Below are 18,776 nucleotides of genomic sequence, written 5' to 3'. Positions count from 1 at the left end.
CTGGTCACATCGGGTCGCCACGCGCGCACCGGATTGTTCGGTCGAACTTCGATCAGAGCATGTTCAATGTGGGCTTATGATCGTGGCGCAGTGTTCGCGGTGTGTCGCCGGGGTTAGGTCAGCAGTCGATGATGCGACAAAGAGCAGGAAAGGGTCAAGTTTGTCACCAATGACCGCGACTGCGACCCCAGTATCCGCCGCCACCTAACAAGAGGACTATCAAAACGACGATCAGGATCATTTCCATGGGAATTCTCCGTTGATAGAGATAGGCATATTTGCCGTGTACAAGGCATCAACGGCGCCTTCAACGTATTGTTCCCGACAAGCGTGCAACCCCCCAATTGACGTGGCGGGGGTGTGAGCAATTTCGCTCACACCCTAGTTCAAGCGCGCGATGCGGTTCGGAAACAATCGCGCCCATCGTGGCGCCCGCGTTCAGAGAGCAACCGACTATCTGACAGAGCGCGGCTGCAAGGTGCGTTGACGTCTGTTTGAGGCCATTGCCGCTTAACAGCGGAACGTCTCTTCGTGCGGGTTGTTGGCTTCACACAACTCCAGAGGATAAATCCAATGACAAAGCTAAAACTTCTTGCCGCCGCTGCAGTGCTTTCAACCGTTATGGTCGCGCCAGCAATGGCCCAGCAAGTGTATTACAGAGGCCACGATGGTTATCGCGACCGAGGACCTGTTGATGCCGCCGCCGGCATAGCCGGGTTCGCAGTCGGAACAGCCGCCGCTATTGCGACAGCACCGTTCCGGGATTCATATGCCTACGATAACGGCTACGGCTACGATAATGGATATGCCAAGCGCAATGGCTTCGTTTGTCAGCCGGGAGCTTGGTTCCGTGGCGAAGACGGTCGCCGACACCTCTGTCAGTAGGCGCCATTGCGGTAAGGGCAGCCCGAAAGGGCCGCCTGCCCGCGCCGCGAAGGCAAGAATGACGCGACGGAGTTCCTTGCAAAGGCAGCGAGCAGCCCTGAAGGGCCAGGTGGTGCGCATCGCCGACGATTAGACGGTTAGCTTCTGGAGTCGATTTCCTGGTCGAGCTTGCGAAGGTACGACAGCCCGTGCACTGTCAATCGGTGCTCGTCTCTTTCGCCCTCGGCGTACATCTTCATCAAATGCTTGGAAAGCCCTTCGCGGGCGCCTTTTGTCTCGGAACGGTCTGCCAGAGTACCGTATTTGCTCAGCGCGCGATCGACGGGTAGAATGTTCATTGGATTGCCTCGGGATGGCTCGAGCCTCTGATAGGTAAGGATGATTTCTCCGTATCGTTCCGAGAAAGCAACTATCTTGTGCTGCAATTTCAGACGCGAGATTTGGCTGAGGTCATCGTGCGTTATTCGGGATGATTGGCGTTCACACCGTCGATGTCGGTTCGCTTCAGCAGATAGTCCAGTCCGCCAACGCGGTACCAACGATAGCCGAAGGCCTCGAGCATCAAAATGTGTTCACCTCGATCATTGGCTTCGCTGTGGTCTTCCGACAGTAGATTGATCAGGTGTTTTCCATCGTTACCGGAAAGTCCAACCGAGAGTGAAGCCTCGCGCGGCGTTTCGTCGAGATTGTGCACGAACAGCACCGAGTTATTTCGCCAATCGTAGCGAATAGCCAGAATGGCTGGATCTCGCGTCGCGATCACACGGAAGTCACCCCAGCCGATTTCCGGCACTTCCTTGCGCATCCGGATAATGCGCTCGGTCCAGTTCAGCATCGAGTTGGGATCCCGGCGCTGCTTGGCAACGTTGATCTGCTCGTACCCGTAAGGGCCTTCATCGATAACGGGTGAGCAGGGCTTGTCGCTTTCGGTGAAGCCGGCGTGTGGTTCGGTCGACCACTGCATCGGCGTTCGGGCGCAGTTGCGCTCTGGCAGATCAAGATTGTCGCCCATCCCGATTTCATCGCCATAGCGGATCACCGGGGTCCCCGGGAGCGTGCATAGCAGGCTGTAGGCGAGTTCGAGACGTCGGCGATCACCTCCGAGCATCGGCGCGAGGCGCCGCCGGATGCCCCGGTCGTACAACTGCATGTTCTTGTCGGGCCCAAAGTTTTTGAAGACCACGGCCTGTTGCACCTTGGTGAGCCGGCCAAGATCGAGTTCATCGTGATTACGCAGGAATAGCCCCCATTGGGCTGAAGCTGGTCGCGGCTTTGTAGCCTTGAGGGCCTTTGCCAGCGGACGGGCGTCGGCGGACGCCATTGCATAGAACAAATTCTGGTTGACGTGGAAATTGAACATCATGTGCATGCGATCGCCATCCTTGCCGAAGTATTCCATATCGGTTTCGGGTAGGACGTTGGCCTCAGCAAGAATGATAGCGTTGCCTTGCCGCCATTGCAGAAACTCACGCAGGGAGCGAAGCATGTCGTACTGTTCGACCGGCGTCCTGACCTTCGCGCCTTTGGTTGATATCACGAAGGGGACGGCATCCATCCGGAAGCCGGACACGCCGAGCTGAATCCAAAAGCCCATGATCTTGAGGATTTCGGCCTGGACGTATGGGTTCGACGTGTTGAGATCGGGCTGGAAATCGTAGAAGCGATGAAAGAACCAGGCCCTGGCTTCCTTGTCACGCGTCCATGTCGACTTCTGCACGCCGGGAAAAACCATTCCCTTGCTGGCGCTGGCGGGCCTCTTGTTAGCCCAGACGTACCAATCGCGGTGTTGCGAATCCGGTGAGCTTCGAGCGTCGAGAAACCACGGATGGGCGTCCGAGGTGTGATTGACGACGAGATCGATAATGACGCGAATGCCTCGTTGCAGGCAGCCGTGAGTGAATTCCACGAAGTCGCCGAGCGTGCCGTATCGCGGATTGACACCATAATAGTCGGAGATGTCGTAACCGTCGTCTCTGCCTGGCGACGGCTGGAATGGCATCAGCCAGATCGCGGTCACACCGAGTCCGTGCAGATAGTCGAGACGTCGCAGCAGCCCTTTGAAGTCGCCGATCCCGTCGCCGTTGGCATCCATATAAGTCCCGACGGATAGGCAATAGAACACGCCGTTCTTGTACCAAAGGTCGTCAATCATGAGGGATGCACCGGTAGACGACGAAAGCAGCTGCGGATTAGAAGTCCCGATCGGACCTATTTTGGCTTCATTAGCAGATCGCTTCACTGAAACCGGTAATTTCGAAGATGGTCGAGCTCGTGCTCGGAATATTTCAACGAGAAGGGGCCCAACCGGTTCCAAATCCAACCAGGCAGCGGTCGCAGAGCCTAGCAGTGATAGGAGCACGCGGTGATTGAGTATGCCGCAGTAATCCCGCCGCAGCTGGAGTTGCAATGCAATGCCCGCCGGGCAGAAGAGGTCGGGGCTGGTGCTGACCCTGTTGGCGTACGATTGGCGATCGGCGGTCGTGACAGGGATCGCGACTGCGCGTCCGCGACCGTGATCATCGCGATCGGGACAAGACCGCAGTATTTGAATGGGGATCACGACAGCGAGGTGGGCCACGATCTCAGACCGATTGCTGTCGACAGACAGCAATCCGCCAGCTCTAGGTCTCCGAACGAACGCGCGGCGTTTCGGCGTCTGCTCGGTCGGATGTCCTCTTCCGGAACAATTTGGGGTGCGGGCTTCAAGCCACCTGCCGAGGCGGCAGCGGAGGCGTCTTGCGTTTGCGCAACCAGCGTCCCACTAAGCGCCTGCGGCTATCAAGCGGAATCAGATCAATGTCGCTGACAAATCTCGCCCCGCCCTTGCGGCGCTCAAGGGTGATCTTGCGGCTGTGGAACGCCTCCAGTTCGGCGCGATGGGCAACGCTGACGACGGTCGCGTCCTTTAGTTCCTCGTTAAGCAGCTCCATCAGCTTGTCCTGACTCCGATCATCGAGCGCAGACGTCGCCTCATCAAGCACGATGATATCCGGGCGATGAAGAAAGAGCCGCGCGAAGGCAAGCCGCTGCTTTTCGCCGCCCGACAACGTCTGGTCCCAGGGAGCCTCCACTTCGATGCGCTCCTTCAGATGACCCAGCCCCACCTTGTCGAGCGCTTCCCCGATCTGCTCGATGCTCCAATCTTCGGCGGCCGCGGGATAAGCGGCAGCGCGACGCAGCGTGCCCGACGGCACATAGGGTTTTTGAGGCAACATGAACAAACGGCGATCCGCATGGAAATCGACGCTGCCGCCACCCCATGGCCAAAGTCCTGCAATGGCGCGCACCAATGTGCTCTTGCCAGTCCCGGACTCGCCTGCCACCAGAACCCGCTCGCCAGGTTCGATCAGAATTTCCGTCTCGCCAACCACGGCGGTGCCATCATCAAGTGTGACTGACAGATCATTCAAACGAAGCATTGTATTGCCCTCGGTGTCGCCGCGCTTGATCCGATTGAGGCTGTCGCCAGTTTCGGCACGCTCAAGCCCATCGAGGGACATCATCAGCGATGCAACGCGGCGGGCTCCTGCATTCCATTCTGCCAGGCGGGGATAATTGTCCACCAGCCAGCCGAATGCGCCTTGCACGATGGTGAACGCCGATGCCGCCTGCATCACCTGGCCTAGCGTCATGCTGCCTTCGAGAAACTTAGGCGCGCACAGCAATATTGGAATGACGGGGGCAATCAGGCTCGATCCCTGTGAGACGATGGTGGTGCGCATGTGCTGGCCGCACAGCAGCGCCCATTGCTGCAGAACTCCGCCGAGCGAACTGTCGATGCCGGAGCGCTCCTCTTCTTCACCGCCCAGAAGCGCAATGCTCTCACCGTTCTCGCGCACACGCATCAAGGCGTAACGGTACTCGGCTTCAGCCTGATTCTTGCGTTCCGAAATGGCCACGAAATTTCGCCCGATGACGACCATCGAGCCGCTCGCGATCGCCGCATACAGCACTGCCGCGACGACGAGAAAGCCTGGAATCGTCACGGTGGCGCCTGCAATTGTCAGCGTCAGCGCACCGCCGATCGTCCAGAGTACGACGATGAATGTCGTTGCCGACAGAAACGCGGACGTGACGCCGGTGGCGAAGTCTATCGGCGCGTCGGTCGCCACGCGCAAGTCCTCGGCAATGCGGTACTCCGGATTCTGATGATCGCCGCTGACCAGGTTGAGCTGGTAGTAGCGACCGTTCTTCAGCCAGCGAGAGATAACCGAACCGGTCAGCCAGGCCCGCCATCGCCTCTGGATGCCCATGCGGGTGTAGACCTGAACTACACCAAGCAGAACGCTGCCGACTGCCAGCGGAAAGAATACCCCTGTAAGACGCAGCGCGACGGCTGCATCTCTCTTCTCGATGGCATCGAAGATCGCTCTGTTCCAGAGGTTGATGCCGAACTGGAAAGAGAGCTGCAGGAAAATCAGCACCAGCAATCCGCCGGTGAGAACCCAGGCCAGCCTGCCGCCAGCCACTCCCCAAAAACCCTTGGCGCTGATCCAGAACCGCTTCAGCAAGTAGTCACGGCGAATCTGCTCGGCTTCTTCCGGAGACAGCCCTGGATCCGTTTCGAGAATCTCTGGTGGTGGGGCGTCGATCGTCTTGCCGCTTTCAGCGACAACGTCCTCGATCGGCTGCCGTTTCATGCGCCGTCAACGCAATTGGAACCTGAAAGTTCCATTGCACGTCGCGGCGCACCAATTCAGCGGTTCGGCTGACGATTGCACGGGGGCCGGACCGGCCAGGCCAGGCCAGGCTCGCGCAACCGATCGACGAGATCGCACCCATAATGGAGCTGGCCTTGCCCATTACCGGTCCACGTTTCATGGCTGCTCCCCGCTACTACAACAGATTTGCCTGACTCGCGATGATAGTGCGGTCAGCCGATCGAGGACCAGAACAGTGCCACAACAGTAACGGCCATTAGCGCTGTGCCAGCCCATCCGAAGAACGTGAGTGTCGGCCGAGCGCTGAAACGACCCATCACTGAAAGGCGCGTAACGACCACCATCATGACCGCCATGATCGGAACAGCAACAATGCCGTTGAGCACGGCGCTCCAGATCAGCATTCGGATGGGATCGATTGGCGTATAGCCGAGCGCGAGTCCCACCACTGTGGCGGCGGCGATGATGCTGTAAAACCCAACGGCATCCGGCGCTTTCGCCTCTAGGGTGGCGGGCCAGCCGAACGCCTCGGAAACGCAATACGCAGCCGAGCCGGCGAGCACCGGGACCGCAAGCAGCCCTGTGCCGACAATCCCGAGCGCAAACAAAACGAAGGTCAAATCACCGGCAAGTGGCCGCAGGGCTTCAGCCGCCTCGGCCGCGCTGTGGATGTTGGTCACGCCGCCGGCATTGAGCACGGCTGCTGTGGTCAAAATAATAGAGAAAGCGATGATGTTCGAAAACGCCATGCCCACGCTGGTGTCCAACGCGATGCGCTCAGTTTCGGATTCGCCGCCACGTAGTAGCTCCCTTAAAGGACGCCGTTCCTTTACCGGGCGCCGTGGCCGATTTTGTTTCATCTCCTCGACCTCCTGGGATGCCTGCCAGGAGAAGAGGTAGGGACTGATGGTCGTTCCGAGCACCGCCACGACCATGAGCAGATAATCGCGGTTAACCTCCGCAGCCGGCCACACTGCGCGCGCGAACGCCTCGCCCCACGGAATGTGGACGGTGAACGCGGTGGCAACGTAAAGGAATAACACCAAGGTGAGAAACTTCAGTGCGGGCGCATAACGCCGGTACCGCACAAACACCTGCAGCAGCACCGAGGTTGCCGCGAATATCAACGCGTGCTCGTGATTGAGGCCGCCGATCACGAGCGAGAGCGCTTCGCCCATTGCAGCGAGATCGGCCGCGATGTTGAACGTATTGGCCGTCACCAGCATGGATACGAGAGATATGACCAGCCACCGCGGGGCGAAGTCTTTTACGTTGGCGATGATACCTTTTCCCGTCACGCGGCCGATTTGAGCGCTGACAAGTTGGATCGCGATCATGAACGGCGTCGTCAGAAAAACCGTCCACAGCAGCCCATACCCAAATTGCGCTCCGGCTTGGGAATATGTCGCGATGCCGGACGGATCGTCGTCGGCGGCCCCCGTGACCAGCCCAGGCCCGAGCAGCCGCAACAAGATATTCCGACGTTTATGCGGCGATTTGTTGAGCTCGGTCTCGGAAGAATTCATGGCTCAAACTTCAAATATAGCCTTATGAATTACAAGATGATGATACGCCGAAACCGACTTTCATTCCGTTCGGCAGGCGCAGGGGCCGCATGTGATGCAAGACGAGCCGTCACGAACGTTTCCGTTGCTACGGGACATGCAAGCCAGCAGCGATGCTGCTATTCGCCTTCGAGGAAGTGCCCGAGGGCCTTTAACGGGCGCAACCTATCAGAAATGATCTTCAGGATAGCCAGCATGGGAACGGCCAGGATCGCGCCGAGTGCGCCCCACATCCAGAACCAGAACACCAGCGACAGGATGATCAACACGGGGTTCAGCGTGAAGCGTCGCGCCAGCAGCATTGGCGTCACTGTTTCACCCTCGACGAGGTGAATGCCGAAGTAGAGCACCGGCGGCAGCAGGGCCCACCATAAGCTTTCGAAGCTCAGCATTCCGACCAGCACGAAGATGCAGACCCCGAAAAGCGGTCCCAAAATCGGAATGTAGTTGAGAAGGAAGGCTGTGGTCCCCCACAGCAAAGGGTCTCCCAGGCCGCAAAGATACATCGCGGCCGCGGTCGTGACACCCACTGCGGCATTCATGGCCGTGATTGTCAGGAGATAGCCCGATATATCCTCTTGGATCTGCTGAGAGATATCGACGACTTGTCGCTTGTTGCCGAACGTCGGCAGGATTTCTACGATGCGTCGAAGGAATATGTCGCCCGCGACCAAGAGAAAATAGAGCACCAGAACCGTTGTAAACAGGCCATCGAGTACCGAGCGCGTCCCTGCGAAAAGTACCCCCGTTATGCCAAGATCGCGGCGAACCGAAACGATCGAGCCCCGACCAGGGGGTGCGTCCGCAGCTTGCTCGGCCTGTTCGATAACCTTTTGGAGTGCTTGGATTGGCCCTCTTATGACCTGCAGGTGCGCCTCCAGGCGCGGGATGCCTTCCGGCAGCCGCTCAGCCCAAGTCGCGGCCGGTACTGATAAGGCTGCCACAAGACCTATCAGCGCTCCAATAACCAGGAGGACGGTCAAGAGCGCTCCGACAGCGCGGGGCAAATGCATGCGTCCTAAAAGACGGACAGCGGGTTGAAGAAGGAGGTTCAACACGAAGGCCAGCACGACGGGAAGGATGATCGCGCTGGCCAAGTAGAGCACCGCAAAGACACCCAACGCGAACAAACCGCCGAGAAAGAATGTCTTCGGATCAGAAGGCAGCGGCATCTCCGTCTCGTCGGCAGCCTCCGTCACCGCGGCTTGTGGCTCCGGCAGATCAACATCCAGCATTGACGGCAAGGAGGGGCGCTGTGATGGCGGTATGGCGGCAACCATGGGTTTTCCCTCCGAATGAGAGCCTGTCATCGCCTTCGATGATAATCATACCCGCTTTGGCCGACCCAGGCTCGTCCGGAAGATGCTTGTGCGTAAAAAACGTGACCGGAGGAATAGATTCGAAAAACTGAGCAATATTGACCAGCGCCCAGCACTGCAAGGGGTCCAAAATGCACAAAGTGCCTTATCATCGCTCCGTGCGTGGCAGCTTTTCGGTTACTGAGAGTTTGGTAGCGCTCCCGCCCATTAATGTCGGGGGGAGCATCATGCCTTCTGTCCACCGAGTGCCGACGTTCGAGCAGCGTCACAGCATCGGGGAGTTTGTCCAGGTAAGGCGCAATATGTTGCGCTATGCCCACTCATTCCTGCCGGGGCTGACCGCAATAAAGCTTCGACAGATTGCCTTATCGCTCCGTGATATAAAACTAAGAGGCCGTCACATGAGGCGGCCTCTTTGAATATGCGATATCCGGGATTAGTGCCAACCGCGATGTCGCCCGCGCGACCAACCATAGTGATGTCCGCGACCGCCGCGGCCCATATGGCCACCTCCATGACCATGACCACCCCTGGCGAGGATGACGGCGCTATCGGTGCCCGCAACCAGCGTATCCGGTGTTGCACGCGGCATTGCCGATGCGGAAAGCATCGGCACCGCCGCGAACGCACAGGCGGCGAAGCAGATCAGCAGTAAACGTTTCATGTTGGTATTCTCCTTGAGGTAGCCGCGTTTCGCGGCAATGAAAGAATGTTCCGTGCACTGGGGAGTTCCATCTGAGGCGATCTTACTTCCGGGGTCTACGGTTTTGGTGAAGACCAAACCCGGCTGTCTGCGTCGCAGCGAAGCACGTCTGCCTTTTTTTGAGTGCCTCGGAGCGCGCCGGGGGCGGCGGCATCATGCGGTCAGCCGCAATCGCTTCCGCGGGCTGCGGCATCGCAATCATGAATTCTAGCGATGGAGAGAGAGCCTTGCTCTGCTCTGTAGGCGGCGCAATCAAGCGGAAGCACGAAGCTCACCTAAATGGCAACGAGGAGGGTTTCGTCGGCGCTGCACCGTGCGCATTCAAACGTGTGCAGATCGAAGCCCGGTTGGTCCGGCTCGATGCAGGTCAATCTCATCGGTTTGCCACATCGCGAGCAGATTGGAGCTTCAAACTCCGCAACATCCAAAATTGGGTTAGCTTGGATCGACAGCATGATACTCCCCTTAAGACCAGGCGGGAGCGCGACACTCTCAGTCACCGCTCGTTGCCAATGATGGGGCGGTGATGAAGCAATATACGCTTTGGGTTCCATCTACGCTGGTCAATATTGCTCGCTTTCATGTACTCTTCCGGAAGAGGGCAATTGGGCTCACCCCGCGGCAGTTGGTTCAGAAAATACGGGCGGCTCTTAAGCCGCCCTCTGGATTGTCTGTCGTTTGTTCGGCGAATTCGCTAACCTTCGATGATGTAGACGATCTCGTGGGTGTGTGGGCGAAGAACGATGTACTTGCCGTGCACAAGGATGAAATCGTATCCGCGCCATTCCGGATAGATTTCCACGATACGTGGCGGCATCGGGTGATAGCGGATACCCGCTGGGACAGCCGTCCCGATCGAGAGATTGAAGTTCACATTTGTCACTTCCTCGACTTTCTCCTGCTTGATCGCCGAGGTTATCTGTGTGCGCTTTTCGGCGGGAGGCGCCGATGTCGCCGAGGTTGCGGCGTTGCCGGTCGTTTTGCCGTCGGCTTTCGTCTCGCTAGCCGCCTTGTTGTCAGAAGGCGACTTCGTTTCGGCGGTCGGAGTCTTCATCTCCTTTGAAGTGGTATTCGGCGTGGTTGAGTCCGAAGCCTTTGACTTGCCATCGGCTTTCATGTCGCCGGTCGTCTTTGCATCCGGCTTGCCCTGCGCGTGTTGAGGCACTGCCTCCTTAGACCCAGGGCCGGGTGTTACGGTCTCGGCTCCCTTTGCGGGTGCATTCATCGGCGCTGCAGTATCACCTTTAGGCGAAGCAGCAGTTGGAGACTCCTTCGCGGCTCCTTGGTTAACGCCTTGTGCCGTCGCAAGCCCGGTCGCGGCCAATAGGGCCGCAACGGCCACAGAAACCATCAATGTCATTCTCATCTGATTTTCCAATTCAAACTGAATTCATGCCGACGAAGGTCGGCCATCGAGTGGAACGGCCCCAACAGCCTATAGTTCCGCTTCTATCTTGGGTTGGGAGGAAATGTTGCGAAATAACGCAAGTGGAATTGCGTCGATCGACAATGTCGCCAGCGACTTCCATCTCGGATCTCGCTCATCGTAATGCGAGCAACCGAGCTAGTCTGACGTTCCCAGTTTCAGAGTCATGATCAATACTGCTCAGTTTCGAATATTTTGTGCGATAGCCGCGCGCCGTTCCTCGACAGATGAAGCGGGATGATTGGAACGAAGATGATCGAACAACATTGGTTTTCGGCGGTCACGGTACCGACCAGGTGGAGGTTACCCATGAGAAAGATCAGCATTGCACTCTTGGCTGGCACGGGCGTTCTGTTCGCGAACAGCGCCATGGCTGCCGGCGTGCTTAGCAACGACGCCACGTATTTCGGCATGAATCAGCCGAGCGTGGAACAAGTTCGCCTCGTTTGCGACGACTCCGGTCGTTGCTACCGATCCCGTGGATCGCGGCGCGTGGTTATCCAGCGGGACTACAGCGATTCATACAACTACGCCCCCCGCGAAGAGTACATCGAGCGGCGCGGCTATTATTACGACCAGCCGCGCCCCGGCTTTGGCTCCAGCGCCCCGGGCGTGAGCATCGGTGTAGGCGTCGGCAACGATCGCTGGTAAGACACCCCACTGAACAGAAACCAGGCCGCAGACGACTTCTGCGGCCATTTTTTTGCTGTCGAGTCCACGCTCTCTCTTCGTGGCGCAATAGGTTCGCCGGCGCGAGGAACTTAATATCGTCGCAAGGCGTCTTCTATTTAGAGCATCGTGCTTTCAACCGAAGTCGCGCATGTCTCAATTGGAGTGTACAATGAACATTTTTTACATCATCGGAGTCGTGGTCGTCATAGTCATTGTTGCAGGCTTCTTCGGACTGCACGCCTAAGCAAAGCATGATTTGACCTGATGTTAATACGATTTGGCGCGCTGACAGGGTAGCCTAGCGTCAGGACACTTTCGGCCTTTTTGGATTCCGGGATGTGTTTTGCCAGAAATTCGAGCTACCGCTTCATGCCGAAATCGTCGTTCCCGCGAACTGCGGGTCGAAGAACAGAATCTGACGGGGATCAGACCGGCCGGATATTTCAAAGCTCTATCCGTCGACCAATTTCGATCAACGTACTGGCCGGTATTTTGAACCGGTCGATGGCGTGCGCGGAGTTTCGAAACATAAAGAAAACAACGCCACGCGCCAACGCGATCATGGACTTCGATGCCGGCGACTAATGAGGTCGTTGCGCTCAATGTAGTATGTGGCCTGGTCCACGACCGGCAACCTTAATTCTTGTGCACCGCTGAGTGCTGACGGAATGTCCGGGATCTCCACAAAGCCAAAGTGAAGGGTTGCATGCCAAAAGTTGTCGTCAATTCGCTCCATGCGGACTCGATCATTCGATCGAACTCGCGGGACATTCTCAAAACTCACCGTCAGGACAATGACATTCTTCTGGAGAGATCGCCCCTGCTTCACATAGTTTACGATGAGCGGAGGTATCGATTTGACAAGTCGGGTTAGAAACACTGCGGTGCCCGCAACCCTCACGATCCCGTCGCGATGCAAACCGGCGAAGAACTCCCCTGGCTTTTGAGATCGCGCTGCGTTTCGCCGATGCACCGCCTCAACACCAGAATGCCACGTGGTCATAATGACGAAAACCAGCGTACCGAACATTAGCGGAATCCAACCACCTTCGAAAATCTTGAGCAGATTTGCCGAGAAGAAGGCCAAATCGACAACCAGCAGAACCCCCGCGGTGGCAACGACCTGATAAATCGACCAGCGCCACCGATGGAGTATCACCTGAGAGGAGCATCGTGGTTAGGACCATGGTCGTGGAGACCGCTGTCCCGTAAGCGCCCGCCAGCCGATCCGAACTGCCAAATCCGACGGTCAGGGCAACCGTAAAAAACATCATGGTCCAGTTGACGAAGGGGACGTAGATCTGTCCGTACTCTTCGGCCGATTGTCTGGCTAATCCGAACTCCTGGAAACCATCCGAGTTGCATCGCTTGCCTGGTCATCGAAAAGGACCCGGTAATGATGGCCTGACTTGCGATGATGGTCGCCAAGGTAGCGAGCGCAACCAAGGGATAGATCGCCCAGTCGGGCGCCAGCTTGAAAAACGGATTTGCTTCCAGATCGGGCGTGACAATGAAATTTGCCACTTGGCCAGCGTAGTTTAGGACAAGGGCCGGAAGTACGATGCAATACCAGGCAGTGTGGATGGGGTTTCGACCGATATGGCTCATATCCGCGTACAAAGCTTCGCCGCCCGTGAGTGCCAGAAAGATTCCACCGAGAACCGTGAACCCAATGGATCCATGCGTAGCTAAAAGCCGTGCAGCGTGAACCGGGTTGAGCGCTTCCAATACCTGCGGATGGCGCGCGATACCGCGGACGCCAAGCACACCCATTGTCACGAACCAAACCATCATGATTGGGCCCGAACGCCTTACCGACCGTTCCAGTCCCTCGACTTTGGATAGCGAAAAGGCAAATCAGGATAAAAACCGCAATTGACATCGTGTATGGTTTGAAGATGTCAGTCGCGGCATTAAAGCCTTCCACCGCACTTAAGACCGAAATAGCAGGGGTGATAATGCCGTCGCCGTAAATGAGGGCCGCCCCAAATAGACCCGCAATGACCAGCGAAGGTCCGCGGCCGTACCAACGTGCTCCGGTCAGAGTCATCAACGCAAGAATGCCTCCTTCGCCGTGATTGTCGGCTCGCATCACGAACAGGCAGTATTTGACCGATATGGTGATGATCAATGCCCAGAATATCAAGGACAGCGAGCCGATCGCTGCCTCCGGCGTAAATTGATCTCCCATGATGCGGGCGATTGTCTGGAGCGTATAGAGGGGACTTGTTCCAAGATCGCCGTAGACGATGCCAAGGGCGAGAAGTGCCGTTGAACCGGTGGTTTTTTGTTCAAATTTGGTGTGAGCCTCTCCTGCAAAACCGGTTGGGGCATTCAAAGCGGAAACGGTTGATATGGGCATGATCCATCCGACGATCTTGGTTTAACCGCTAATTCGGCTTTGAAGTCTTGCACCGGCCGCTTCTCGACTGCCGAGCTCGGAGGGACACACTTTCTTCGGTCTGACTGCAGGAGCTGAGCCCGCAAGCGCACTTTCGACGGCCAATATTACAATCTTGAGACCTCGGGTCTCGCGATCGTATGGCTATTCTCATCGGAGTTTGAGATTGCAGGATTTCGAGGGCTCTGGCGCGGAGCTTGCAATATCATTCCGGGATTCCCGCTGTCCTGCGTTTTCTACTCCATAACCATCAAAACTTGTTCGGACGCCTGCGCCGCAAGGCATATCGCCGGATCCAAACCGAACCAGCGATGCCTCGTGAGGTCATCTCGAGCCCCCACGAATAGGGAAGAGAATCGCTCTCGCTTTTGGGCCGCTGCAGGACGTCCTAATTGTCGCGTCGAAAAGAGTGCCAGTTTTTGAACACGAGCAATATTGACCAGCGTGGGTGGAACCCGAGGAGTATGCTGGTTCGACCACCGGCCACCACTGGCAACGATCGGTGACGGAGAGCGCTCCCGCCTGATCCGAGGAGAGTATCATGCTATCCACTCAACCAACTCCACTTTTTAGCGTTGCGGAGATCGGAGTTCTGAACTGTTCCGGATGCGGAAGGCCGATGAGGTTGGCCTGCATCGAGCCGGACAAACCCGGTTTCGATCTACGCACCTTTGAATGCCAAAAGTGCAATACCGATGAAATCTTCCTCATCGCCATCTAACCGGGCTCATCGTTCCGTTTGATTGCGCGGCAGAGGAGAGCAAGCTCGATCGCTAGAATTCATGTTCTATTCCGCAACATGAGATCAAGAGCCCCCAAGACTAACCATATCGCCTTCCACAAGGCTTCAGCGCTCACCAAGCTTGGCGATTCACGTCCCATTGTCAGGCGCGCTCGATAGCAAAAGCGATCGGCTGATGCGCATGAGCCCGCATTCTTGCTTGGCCGAGCGGCGGCGGCGCTCTAGGACAAAGCTCGTAATGAACCAATTTCTAGCGAGTTCGTTCTGATTTAGGGAACTAACATTCGGCCGTCTTGGTTGGCTGTTGCGGTGCAGATCTGCTTCTCCAACCCAGCCGGCGCTTGGCGCGACTTTCTAGATGGGAATGGATCGAGATCGCACCGGGCAAATTGTCGCTCTCGACAGCACAGACGAGACGACGGTCCGGCGGCTGGGTCACGGGCCAAATCACGACAACGCGGAACACCCGTATGGACATTAGCTTGAGCAAGAAACCGACGGCAGCGCCGGGCGCTCACTCGATCGACGAGCTCTGTATCAATACGATTCGCACGCTGTCCATGGACGCCGTGCAGCAGGCCGGATCCGGTCATCCTGGCACCCCGATGGCCCTAGTACTCAGTATCGCTGAAGTGTGAGTCGCATTCGGCCGTCATTGCGAGGAGCGTTAGCGACGAAGCAATCCATGCCTCCGCATATGCAGGCAGATGGATTGCTTCGCTTCGCTCGCAATGACGGTTGTGTCTCACGAATCTATGATTCCGGGTACTAGCACCGGTGGTTTATACCCTTTGGCAGCGCTTTCTGCGCTTCGATCCTACTCGTCCGACCTGGCCGAATCGCGATCGATTCGTGCTGTCCAACGGACACGCCTCGATGCTCCTTTATTCGATGCTGCATCTCGCTGGCGTCAAGGAGGTCAATGCCGAGTACGTGCATCGCGGCGAACTCGCGGTCACCCTTGACGACATCAAGCACTTCCGTGAGATCGACAGCAAATGCCCGGGGCACCCTGAATATCACCTGACCACTGGCGTTGAGGCGACAACCGGTCCTTTGGGTCAGGGCTGCGGGATGAGCGTCGGCATGGCGATCGCCGAGCGCTGGTTGGCGCAGCACTTCAACCGGCCGGGCTTTCCAGTGTTCGACTACGATGTTTATGCGATATGCGGCGACGGCGACATGATGGAGGGCGTCACAAGCGAAGCCGCCTCCCTCGCGGGTCATCTGATGCTCGGGAACCTTTGCTGGATCTACGACAGCAACCGCATCACGATCGAAGGTCACACAGATCTCGCCTTTACCGACGACGTCGCGGCGCGCTTTCTCGCCTACGGCTGGAACGTGCAGCGAGTTGGCGATGCCAATGACACCGAGCGGATAGCACAGGCAATCGAGACCTTCCGAAGCGCCAACGACGTGCCAACCCTGATCGTCGTCGACAGCCATATCGGATACGGCGCTCCGCACAAGCAGGATACCAGCGCCGCGCATGGCGAGCCGCTCGGAGTTGAAGAGATCCGCTTGGCCAAGCGCAGCTGCGGCTGGCCGGAGGATGCTAAGTTCCTTGTGCCGGACGGTGTGCGCGAGCACTTTTATGCGGGTACGGCGCGTTGGCGGGAGAACCATCATGACCCGAAAGACCTGGTTTATCACCGGCATCGCGCGTGGCCTCGGCCACGCAATCGCTCAGGCCGCACTGGCGCGGGGCGACGCCGTCATCGGCACCACCCGAGACGGCAATGCGCCCGCCGACCTCACGGGCGACCTCACCATGTTCGCGCTCGACATGCGCCAACTTGAGACCGTCGCCGATGTCGCCGCACGGGCGGCGGCCGTCCACGGCCGGCTCGATATCGTCGTCAACAATGCCGGCTACGGCCTGGTCGGACCGGTTGAGGCGGCGCAGAACGATGAGACCACCGAGCTCTTCCGCGTCAACGTGTTCGCACCGCTCGCGATGATCCGCGCGGTCCTGCCCATGATGCGCGCACAACGGTCGGGGCATATCGTCAACATTTCCTCGGTCGCCGGCATCGCGCCGGGGCGCAGCTTCGGGCGTCTATTCGGCAAGCAAGGCCGCGCTCGGCGCGCTGTCGCAGAGCCTGGCACAGGAAGTCGCGCCATTCGGTATTTGGGTGACGACCGTGTCGCCGGCATCGTTCCGCACCGATTTTCTGTCCGACCGCTCGTCGAAGCGCAGTGCGACTGAGATCGTCGATTACGCGGCGGGCGGCACGGTCGCATCGCTGCTCGCCAAGGACGGTCGCCAGATCGGCAATCCCGCCGCGGCCGCACAGGCGATCGTTCAGGCTGTCGATGCCGACGAGCCGCCGCTCGACCTGCTGCTCGGCAGCGATGCGCTGCAGCGCGCCCGCACGCGACTCGACCGCTTCGACGATGACATCCGCCGCTGGGAGGATGTCAGCCTCGCCACCGATTTTTCCGCCTGCCCCCCAGAAACCTAAACCCCACCAAGGAGACTTCTCATGAGCAGCTATACCAATCTCGCTTTCATCCGCGCTCAATCGGGCAAATCCGACGCACTCGGCCACGCTCTGCTCGCGCTCGTCGCGCCGTCGCGCGCTGAACCGGGCTGCGGCACCTACGACGTGCATCGCTCGAACGACGATGCGGATCTCTGGATGGTCTACGAGACCTGGCGGTCGGCCGACATTTCGCGCTGCCGCACATGCAGGGGTTCGTCGCGAAGATTCCGACGCTCGTTGCCGGCGACCTCGACCTGCGCGCCTTCACCCGCATCTCCGACCCGGCGTGAACGGCAGAGCTCACTTCATCGCATCAAAGGAGTATCACGATGACCAAGATCGTACTCATCACCGGCGCCAGTAGCGGCATCGGCGAGGCCACAGCCCGCCTTTTGGCGGAAACCGGCCACACCGTCGTACTCGGCGCGCGGCGCACCGATCGGCTTGAGACGCTGGTCGCCGAGTTCGAGAAGGCAGGTCACACCGCGTGCTACCGCCGGCTCGACGTGACCTCACGCGAGGACATGCAATCCTTCGTCGATGCGGCGATCGCCGAGTTCGGCCGGGTCGATGTCATCGTCAACAATGCCGGCATCATGCCGTTGTCGCCGATGGCCTCGCTCAAGGTCGACGAATGGGACGCGATGATCGACGTGAACATCCGTGGCGTCCTTCATGGCATCGCCGCGGTGCTGCCGTCGATGACGGCGCGCGGCTCGGGCCAGATCATCAACATGGCTTCGATCGGTGGCCATCGCGTGTCGCCGACCGCGGCGGTCTATTGCGCGACCAAGTTCGCGGTCCGGGCGATTTCGGACGGTCTGCGCCAGGAGAATGACAAGCTCAGGGTGACGGTGATCTCCCCCGGTGTGGTCGAATCCGAGCTGGCCGAGACCATCTCCGACGCCGCGGCCCGCGAGGGGATGAAGGCATACCGCGCCATCTCGATCAGCCCGTTCGCGATCGCGCGCGCGGTGCGGTTCGCGATCGAACAGCCTGACGATGTCGACACCAGCGAGATCGTCATCCGTCCGACCGCCAGCGCACATTGAACGCAGGCACGGGGCCGACTCGCCCTTCCTGAAAAGCAGAGAATTGCTGTCTCCGGACCGCTTTTCCTAATGTAGTGACGGCCGTGTCGCTCACCTGCCTTGTGCCAGCGCAACTTCCGGCCGCTCCCCGATAGAAGGGATCAACGATGGCAGACCATGATTATGTCGGCATGTGGGTGACGAAGGACGGGCATATCCGTCAAGAACTGTTGCCCAACGGCCGCTATGACGAAGCGCGCGGAACCAAGAAGAGCGCCTATCAAGGCAGCTACACCGTCACGGGCAACCACATCGACTATATCGACGATACCGGATTCACCGCGACCGGCGACGTGATCGACGGCGTGCTCTATCATGAGGAATTGGTGCTCTATCGCGAGCGATAGGGAGCGATCGACCCGAGTCGAACGCACGCTCCATCCACGACTAACTTTCATCGGGTTTCGGCGGCACGTCGTCGGAAATCTCCTGGCTCAGCTTCGGCCCTTTTGCCAGGCGACGGCCGAGCGCGACGACGAATTGATCATAGCGTTCGCCGGCCTTGGCGCGCGCGGCCTGTGCGGCTGGTTCCGGTAAGGCCGGTGTTGTGGCGACCCAGAACCGCACGAACACGGCCAGCATCTCGACGGAGATGCCGACGTCGCGTTCCATCCGCGTCATGCGGCGATCGAGTTGGTCGAGGCGCTTGGTGATCGCGGCTTCCTGCCGCTCGGCAGCATCAGGCGACAGGAAGGATTCGATGGCCGCCTCCGCAATTAGCGATCGGGAATGATCGCGCCGCGCAGCATGTTCGGCGAGGCGGCGCATCACGGCCGGATCGAGGTAGACCGACAAGCGCTGTTTCCTGGGTGGTTTCGTCAC

The 18,776-nt window shown here is 58.5% G+C and carries 16 protein-coding genes and 6 pseudogenes; 10 read left to right on the top strand and 12 right to left on the bottom strand.

Going from position 1 to position 18,776, the window contains the following annotated elements; genetic code table 11:
• The first annotated feature begins 573 nt into the window (after nucleotides 1-573).
• Entirely contained in the window at nucleotides 574-885 is a 312-nt protein-coding gene (locus ACE10Z_RS14785) for a hypothetical protein (protein ID WP_375788561.1), read from the top strand.
• A gap of 137 nt (nucleotides 886-1,022) precedes the next feature.
• Here the strand turns inward: ACE10Z_RS14785 and ACE10Z_RS14780 are convergent, their stop codons facing one another.
• The 7 genes from ACE10Z_RS14780 to ACE10Z_RS14750 all read right to left on the bottom strand — a co-directional run bounded on the left by ACE10Z_RS14780 (nucleotide 1,023) and on the right by ACE10Z_RS14750 (nucleotide 10,499).
• Nucleotides 1,023-1,223 (bottom strand): hypothetical protein, encoded by a 201-nt coding sequence (locus ACE10Z_RS14780; RefSeq protein ID WP_375788560.1) that lies wholly within the window; start codon nucleotides 1,221-1,223, stop codon nucleotides 1,023-1,025.
• Between the two features lie 122 nt (nucleotides 1,224-1,345).
• On the bottom strand, nucleotides 1,346-3,037 hold the full coding sequence (locus ACE10Z_RS14775; RefSeq protein ID WP_375788559.1) for an alpha-amylase family protein: 1,692 nt from the start codon (nucleotides 3,035-3,037) through the stop codon (nucleotides 1,346-1,348).
• Between the two features lie 550 nt (nucleotides 3,038-3,587).
• Nucleotides 3,588-5,525 (bottom strand): ABC transporter ATP-binding protein/permease, encoded by a 1,938-nt coding sequence (locus tag ACE10Z_RS14770; RefSeq protein WP_375788558.1) that lies wholly within the window; start codon nucleotides 5,523-5,525, stop codon nucleotides 3,588-3,590.
• A gap of 233 nt (nucleotides 5,526-5,758) precedes the next feature.
• The gene (locus ACE10Z_RS14765; RefSeq protein ID WP_375788557.1) at nucleotides 5,759-7,072 is read right to left on the bottom strand and encodes an NRAMP family divalent metal transporter; all 1,314 of its coding nucleotides are present in this window, start codon (nucleotides 7,070-7,072) and stop codon (nucleotides 5,759-5,761) included.
• Between the two features lie 158 nt (nucleotides 7,073-7,230).
• Nucleotides 7,231-8,391, bottom strand: a complete 1,161-nt coding sequence (locus ACE10Z_RS14760; RefSeq protein ID WP_375788556.1) for an AI-2E family transporter — start codon at nucleotides 8,389-8,391, stop codon at nucleotides 7,231-7,233.
• Nucleotides 8,392-8,866: 475 nt separating this feature from the next.
• Nucleotides 8,867-9,094 carry a hypothetical protein gene (locus ACE10Z_RS14755; RefSeq protein WP_375788555.1) on the bottom strand — a complete coding sequence of 76 codons (228 nt, stop codon included), beginning with the start codon at nucleotides 9,092-9,094 and terminating at the stop codon, nucleotides 8,867-8,869.
• Between the two features lie 733 nt (nucleotides 9,095-9,827).
• Complete coding sequence (locus ACE10Z_RS14750) at nucleotides 9,828-10,499, bottom strand: DUF1236 domain-containing protein (protein ID WP_375788554.1); 672 nt, start codon at nucleotides 10,497-10,499, stop codon at nucleotides 9,828-9,830.
• A gap of 369 nt (nucleotides 10,500-10,868) precedes the next feature.
• Between ACE10Z_RS14750 and ACE10Z_RS14745 the strand changes: the two genes are divergently transcribed.
• Complete coding sequence (locus tag ACE10Z_RS14745) at nucleotides 10,869-11,210, top strand: hypothetical protein (protein WP_375788553.1); 342 nt, start codon at nucleotides 10,869-10,871, stop codon at nucleotides 11,208-11,210.
• A gap of 580 nt (nucleotides 11,211-11,790) precedes the next feature.
• On the opposite strand, the gene ACE10Z_RS14740 is transcribed toward ACE10Z_RS14745, so the two are convergent.
• The 4 genes and pseudogenes from ACE10Z_RS14740 to ACE10Z_RS14725 form a co-directional block, all read right to left on the bottom strand.
• Nucleotides 11,791-12,390 carry a KUP/HAK/KT family potassium transporter gene (locus ACE10Z_RS14740; RefSeq protein ID WP_375788552.1) on the bottom strand — a complete coding sequence of 200 codons (600 nt, stop codon included), beginning with the start codon at nucleotides 12,388-12,390 and terminating at the stop codon, nucleotides 11,791-11,793.
• A 64-nt stretch (nucleotides 12,391-12,454) separates the two neighbouring features.
• Nucleotides 12,455-12,532 (bottom strand): annotated as a pseudogene (locus ACE10Z_RS14735) (hypothetical protein); the annotation flags it as partial.
• Nucleotides 12,533-12,632: 100 nt separating this feature from the next.
• A pseudogene (locus tag ACE10Z_RS14730) lies at nucleotides 12,633-13,004 on the bottom strand (KUP/HAK/KT family potassium transporter); the annotation flags it as partial.
• Nucleotides 13,005-13,101: 97 nt separating this feature from the next.
• Nucleotides 13,102-13,593, bottom strand: a pseudogene (locus tag ACE10Z_RS14725) (KUP/HAK/KT family potassium transporter); the annotation flags it as partial.
• A 1,263-nt stretch (nucleotides 13,594-14,856) separates the two neighbouring features.
• Between ACE10Z_RS14725 and ACE10Z_RS14720 the strand changes: the two are divergent.
• The 8 genes and pseudogenes from ACE10Z_RS14720 to ACE10Z_RS14685 all read left to right on the top strand — a co-directional run bounded on the left by ACE10Z_RS14720 (nucleotide 14,857) and on the right by ACE10Z_RS14685 (nucleotide 18,301).
• Nucleotides 14,857-15,012, top strand: a complete 156-nt coding sequence (locus ACE10Z_RS14720; protein ID WP_375788551.1) for a hypothetical protein — start codon at nucleotides 14,857-14,859, stop codon at nucleotides 15,010-15,012.
• Nucleotides 15,013-15,151: 139 nt separating this feature from the next.
• Nucleotides 15,152-15,988 (top strand): annotated as a pseudogene (locus ACE10Z_RS14715) (transketolase); the annotation flags it as partial.
• Nucleotides 15,930-16,361 (top strand): annotated as a pseudogene (locus ACE10Z_RS14710) (SDR family NAD(P)-dependent oxidoreductase); the annotation flags it as partial. The pseudogenes ACE10Z_RS14715 and ACE10Z_RS14710, both read left to right, overlap by 59 nt.
• A gap of 19 nt (nucleotides 16,362-16,380) precedes the next feature.
• Nucleotides 16,381-16,521 (top strand): annotated as a pseudogene (locus ACE10Z_RS14705) (SDR family NAD(P)-dependent oxidoreductase); the annotation flags it as partial.
• Complete coding sequence (locus ACE10Z_RS14700; RefSeq protein ID WP_375788550.1) at nucleotides 16,522-16,842, top strand: hypothetical protein; 321 nt, start codon at nucleotides 16,522-16,524, stop codon at nucleotides 16,840-16,842.
• A 21-nt stretch (nucleotides 16,843-16,863) separates the two neighbouring features.
• A complete protein-coding gene (locus ACE10Z_RS14695) occupies nucleotides 16,864-17,196 on the top strand; it encodes a putative quinol monooxygenase (protein ID WP_375788549.1) in 333 nt (110 codons plus the stop codon).
• Nucleotides 17,193-17,915 (top strand): SDR family oxidoreductase, encoded by a 723-nt coding sequence (locus tag ACE10Z_RS14690; RefSeq protein ID WP_375788548.1) that lies wholly within the window; start codon nucleotides 17,193-17,195, stop codon nucleotides 17,913-17,915. The genes ACE10Z_RS14695 and ACE10Z_RS14690 overlap by 4 nt, the downstream gene beginning before the upstream one ends.
• A 146-nt stretch (nucleotides 17,916-18,061) precedes the next feature.
• Entirely contained in the window at nucleotides 18,062-18,301 is a 240-nt protein-coding gene (locus ACE10Z_RS14685) for an Atu4866 domain-containing protein (RefSeq protein ID WP_375788547.1), read from the top strand.
• Between the two features lie 40 nt (nucleotides 18,302-18,341).
• Here the strand turns inward: ACE10Z_RS14685 and ACE10Z_RS14680 are convergent, their stop codons facing one another.
• On the bottom strand, nucleotides 18,342-18,776 hold the full coding sequence (locus ACE10Z_RS14680) for a ribbon-helix-helix protein, CopG family (RefSeq protein ID WP_375788546.1): 435 nt from the start codon (nucleotides 18,774-18,776) through the stop codon (nucleotides 18,342-18,344).

This window comes from Bradyrhizobium sp. Pha-3 (genome assembly GCF_042258615.1).
GTDB lineage: Bacteria > Pseudomonadota > Alphaproteobacteria > Rhizobiales > Xanthobacteraceae > Bradyrhizobium.
This window is presented reverse-complemented; position numbering and strand designations above follow the sequence as displayed.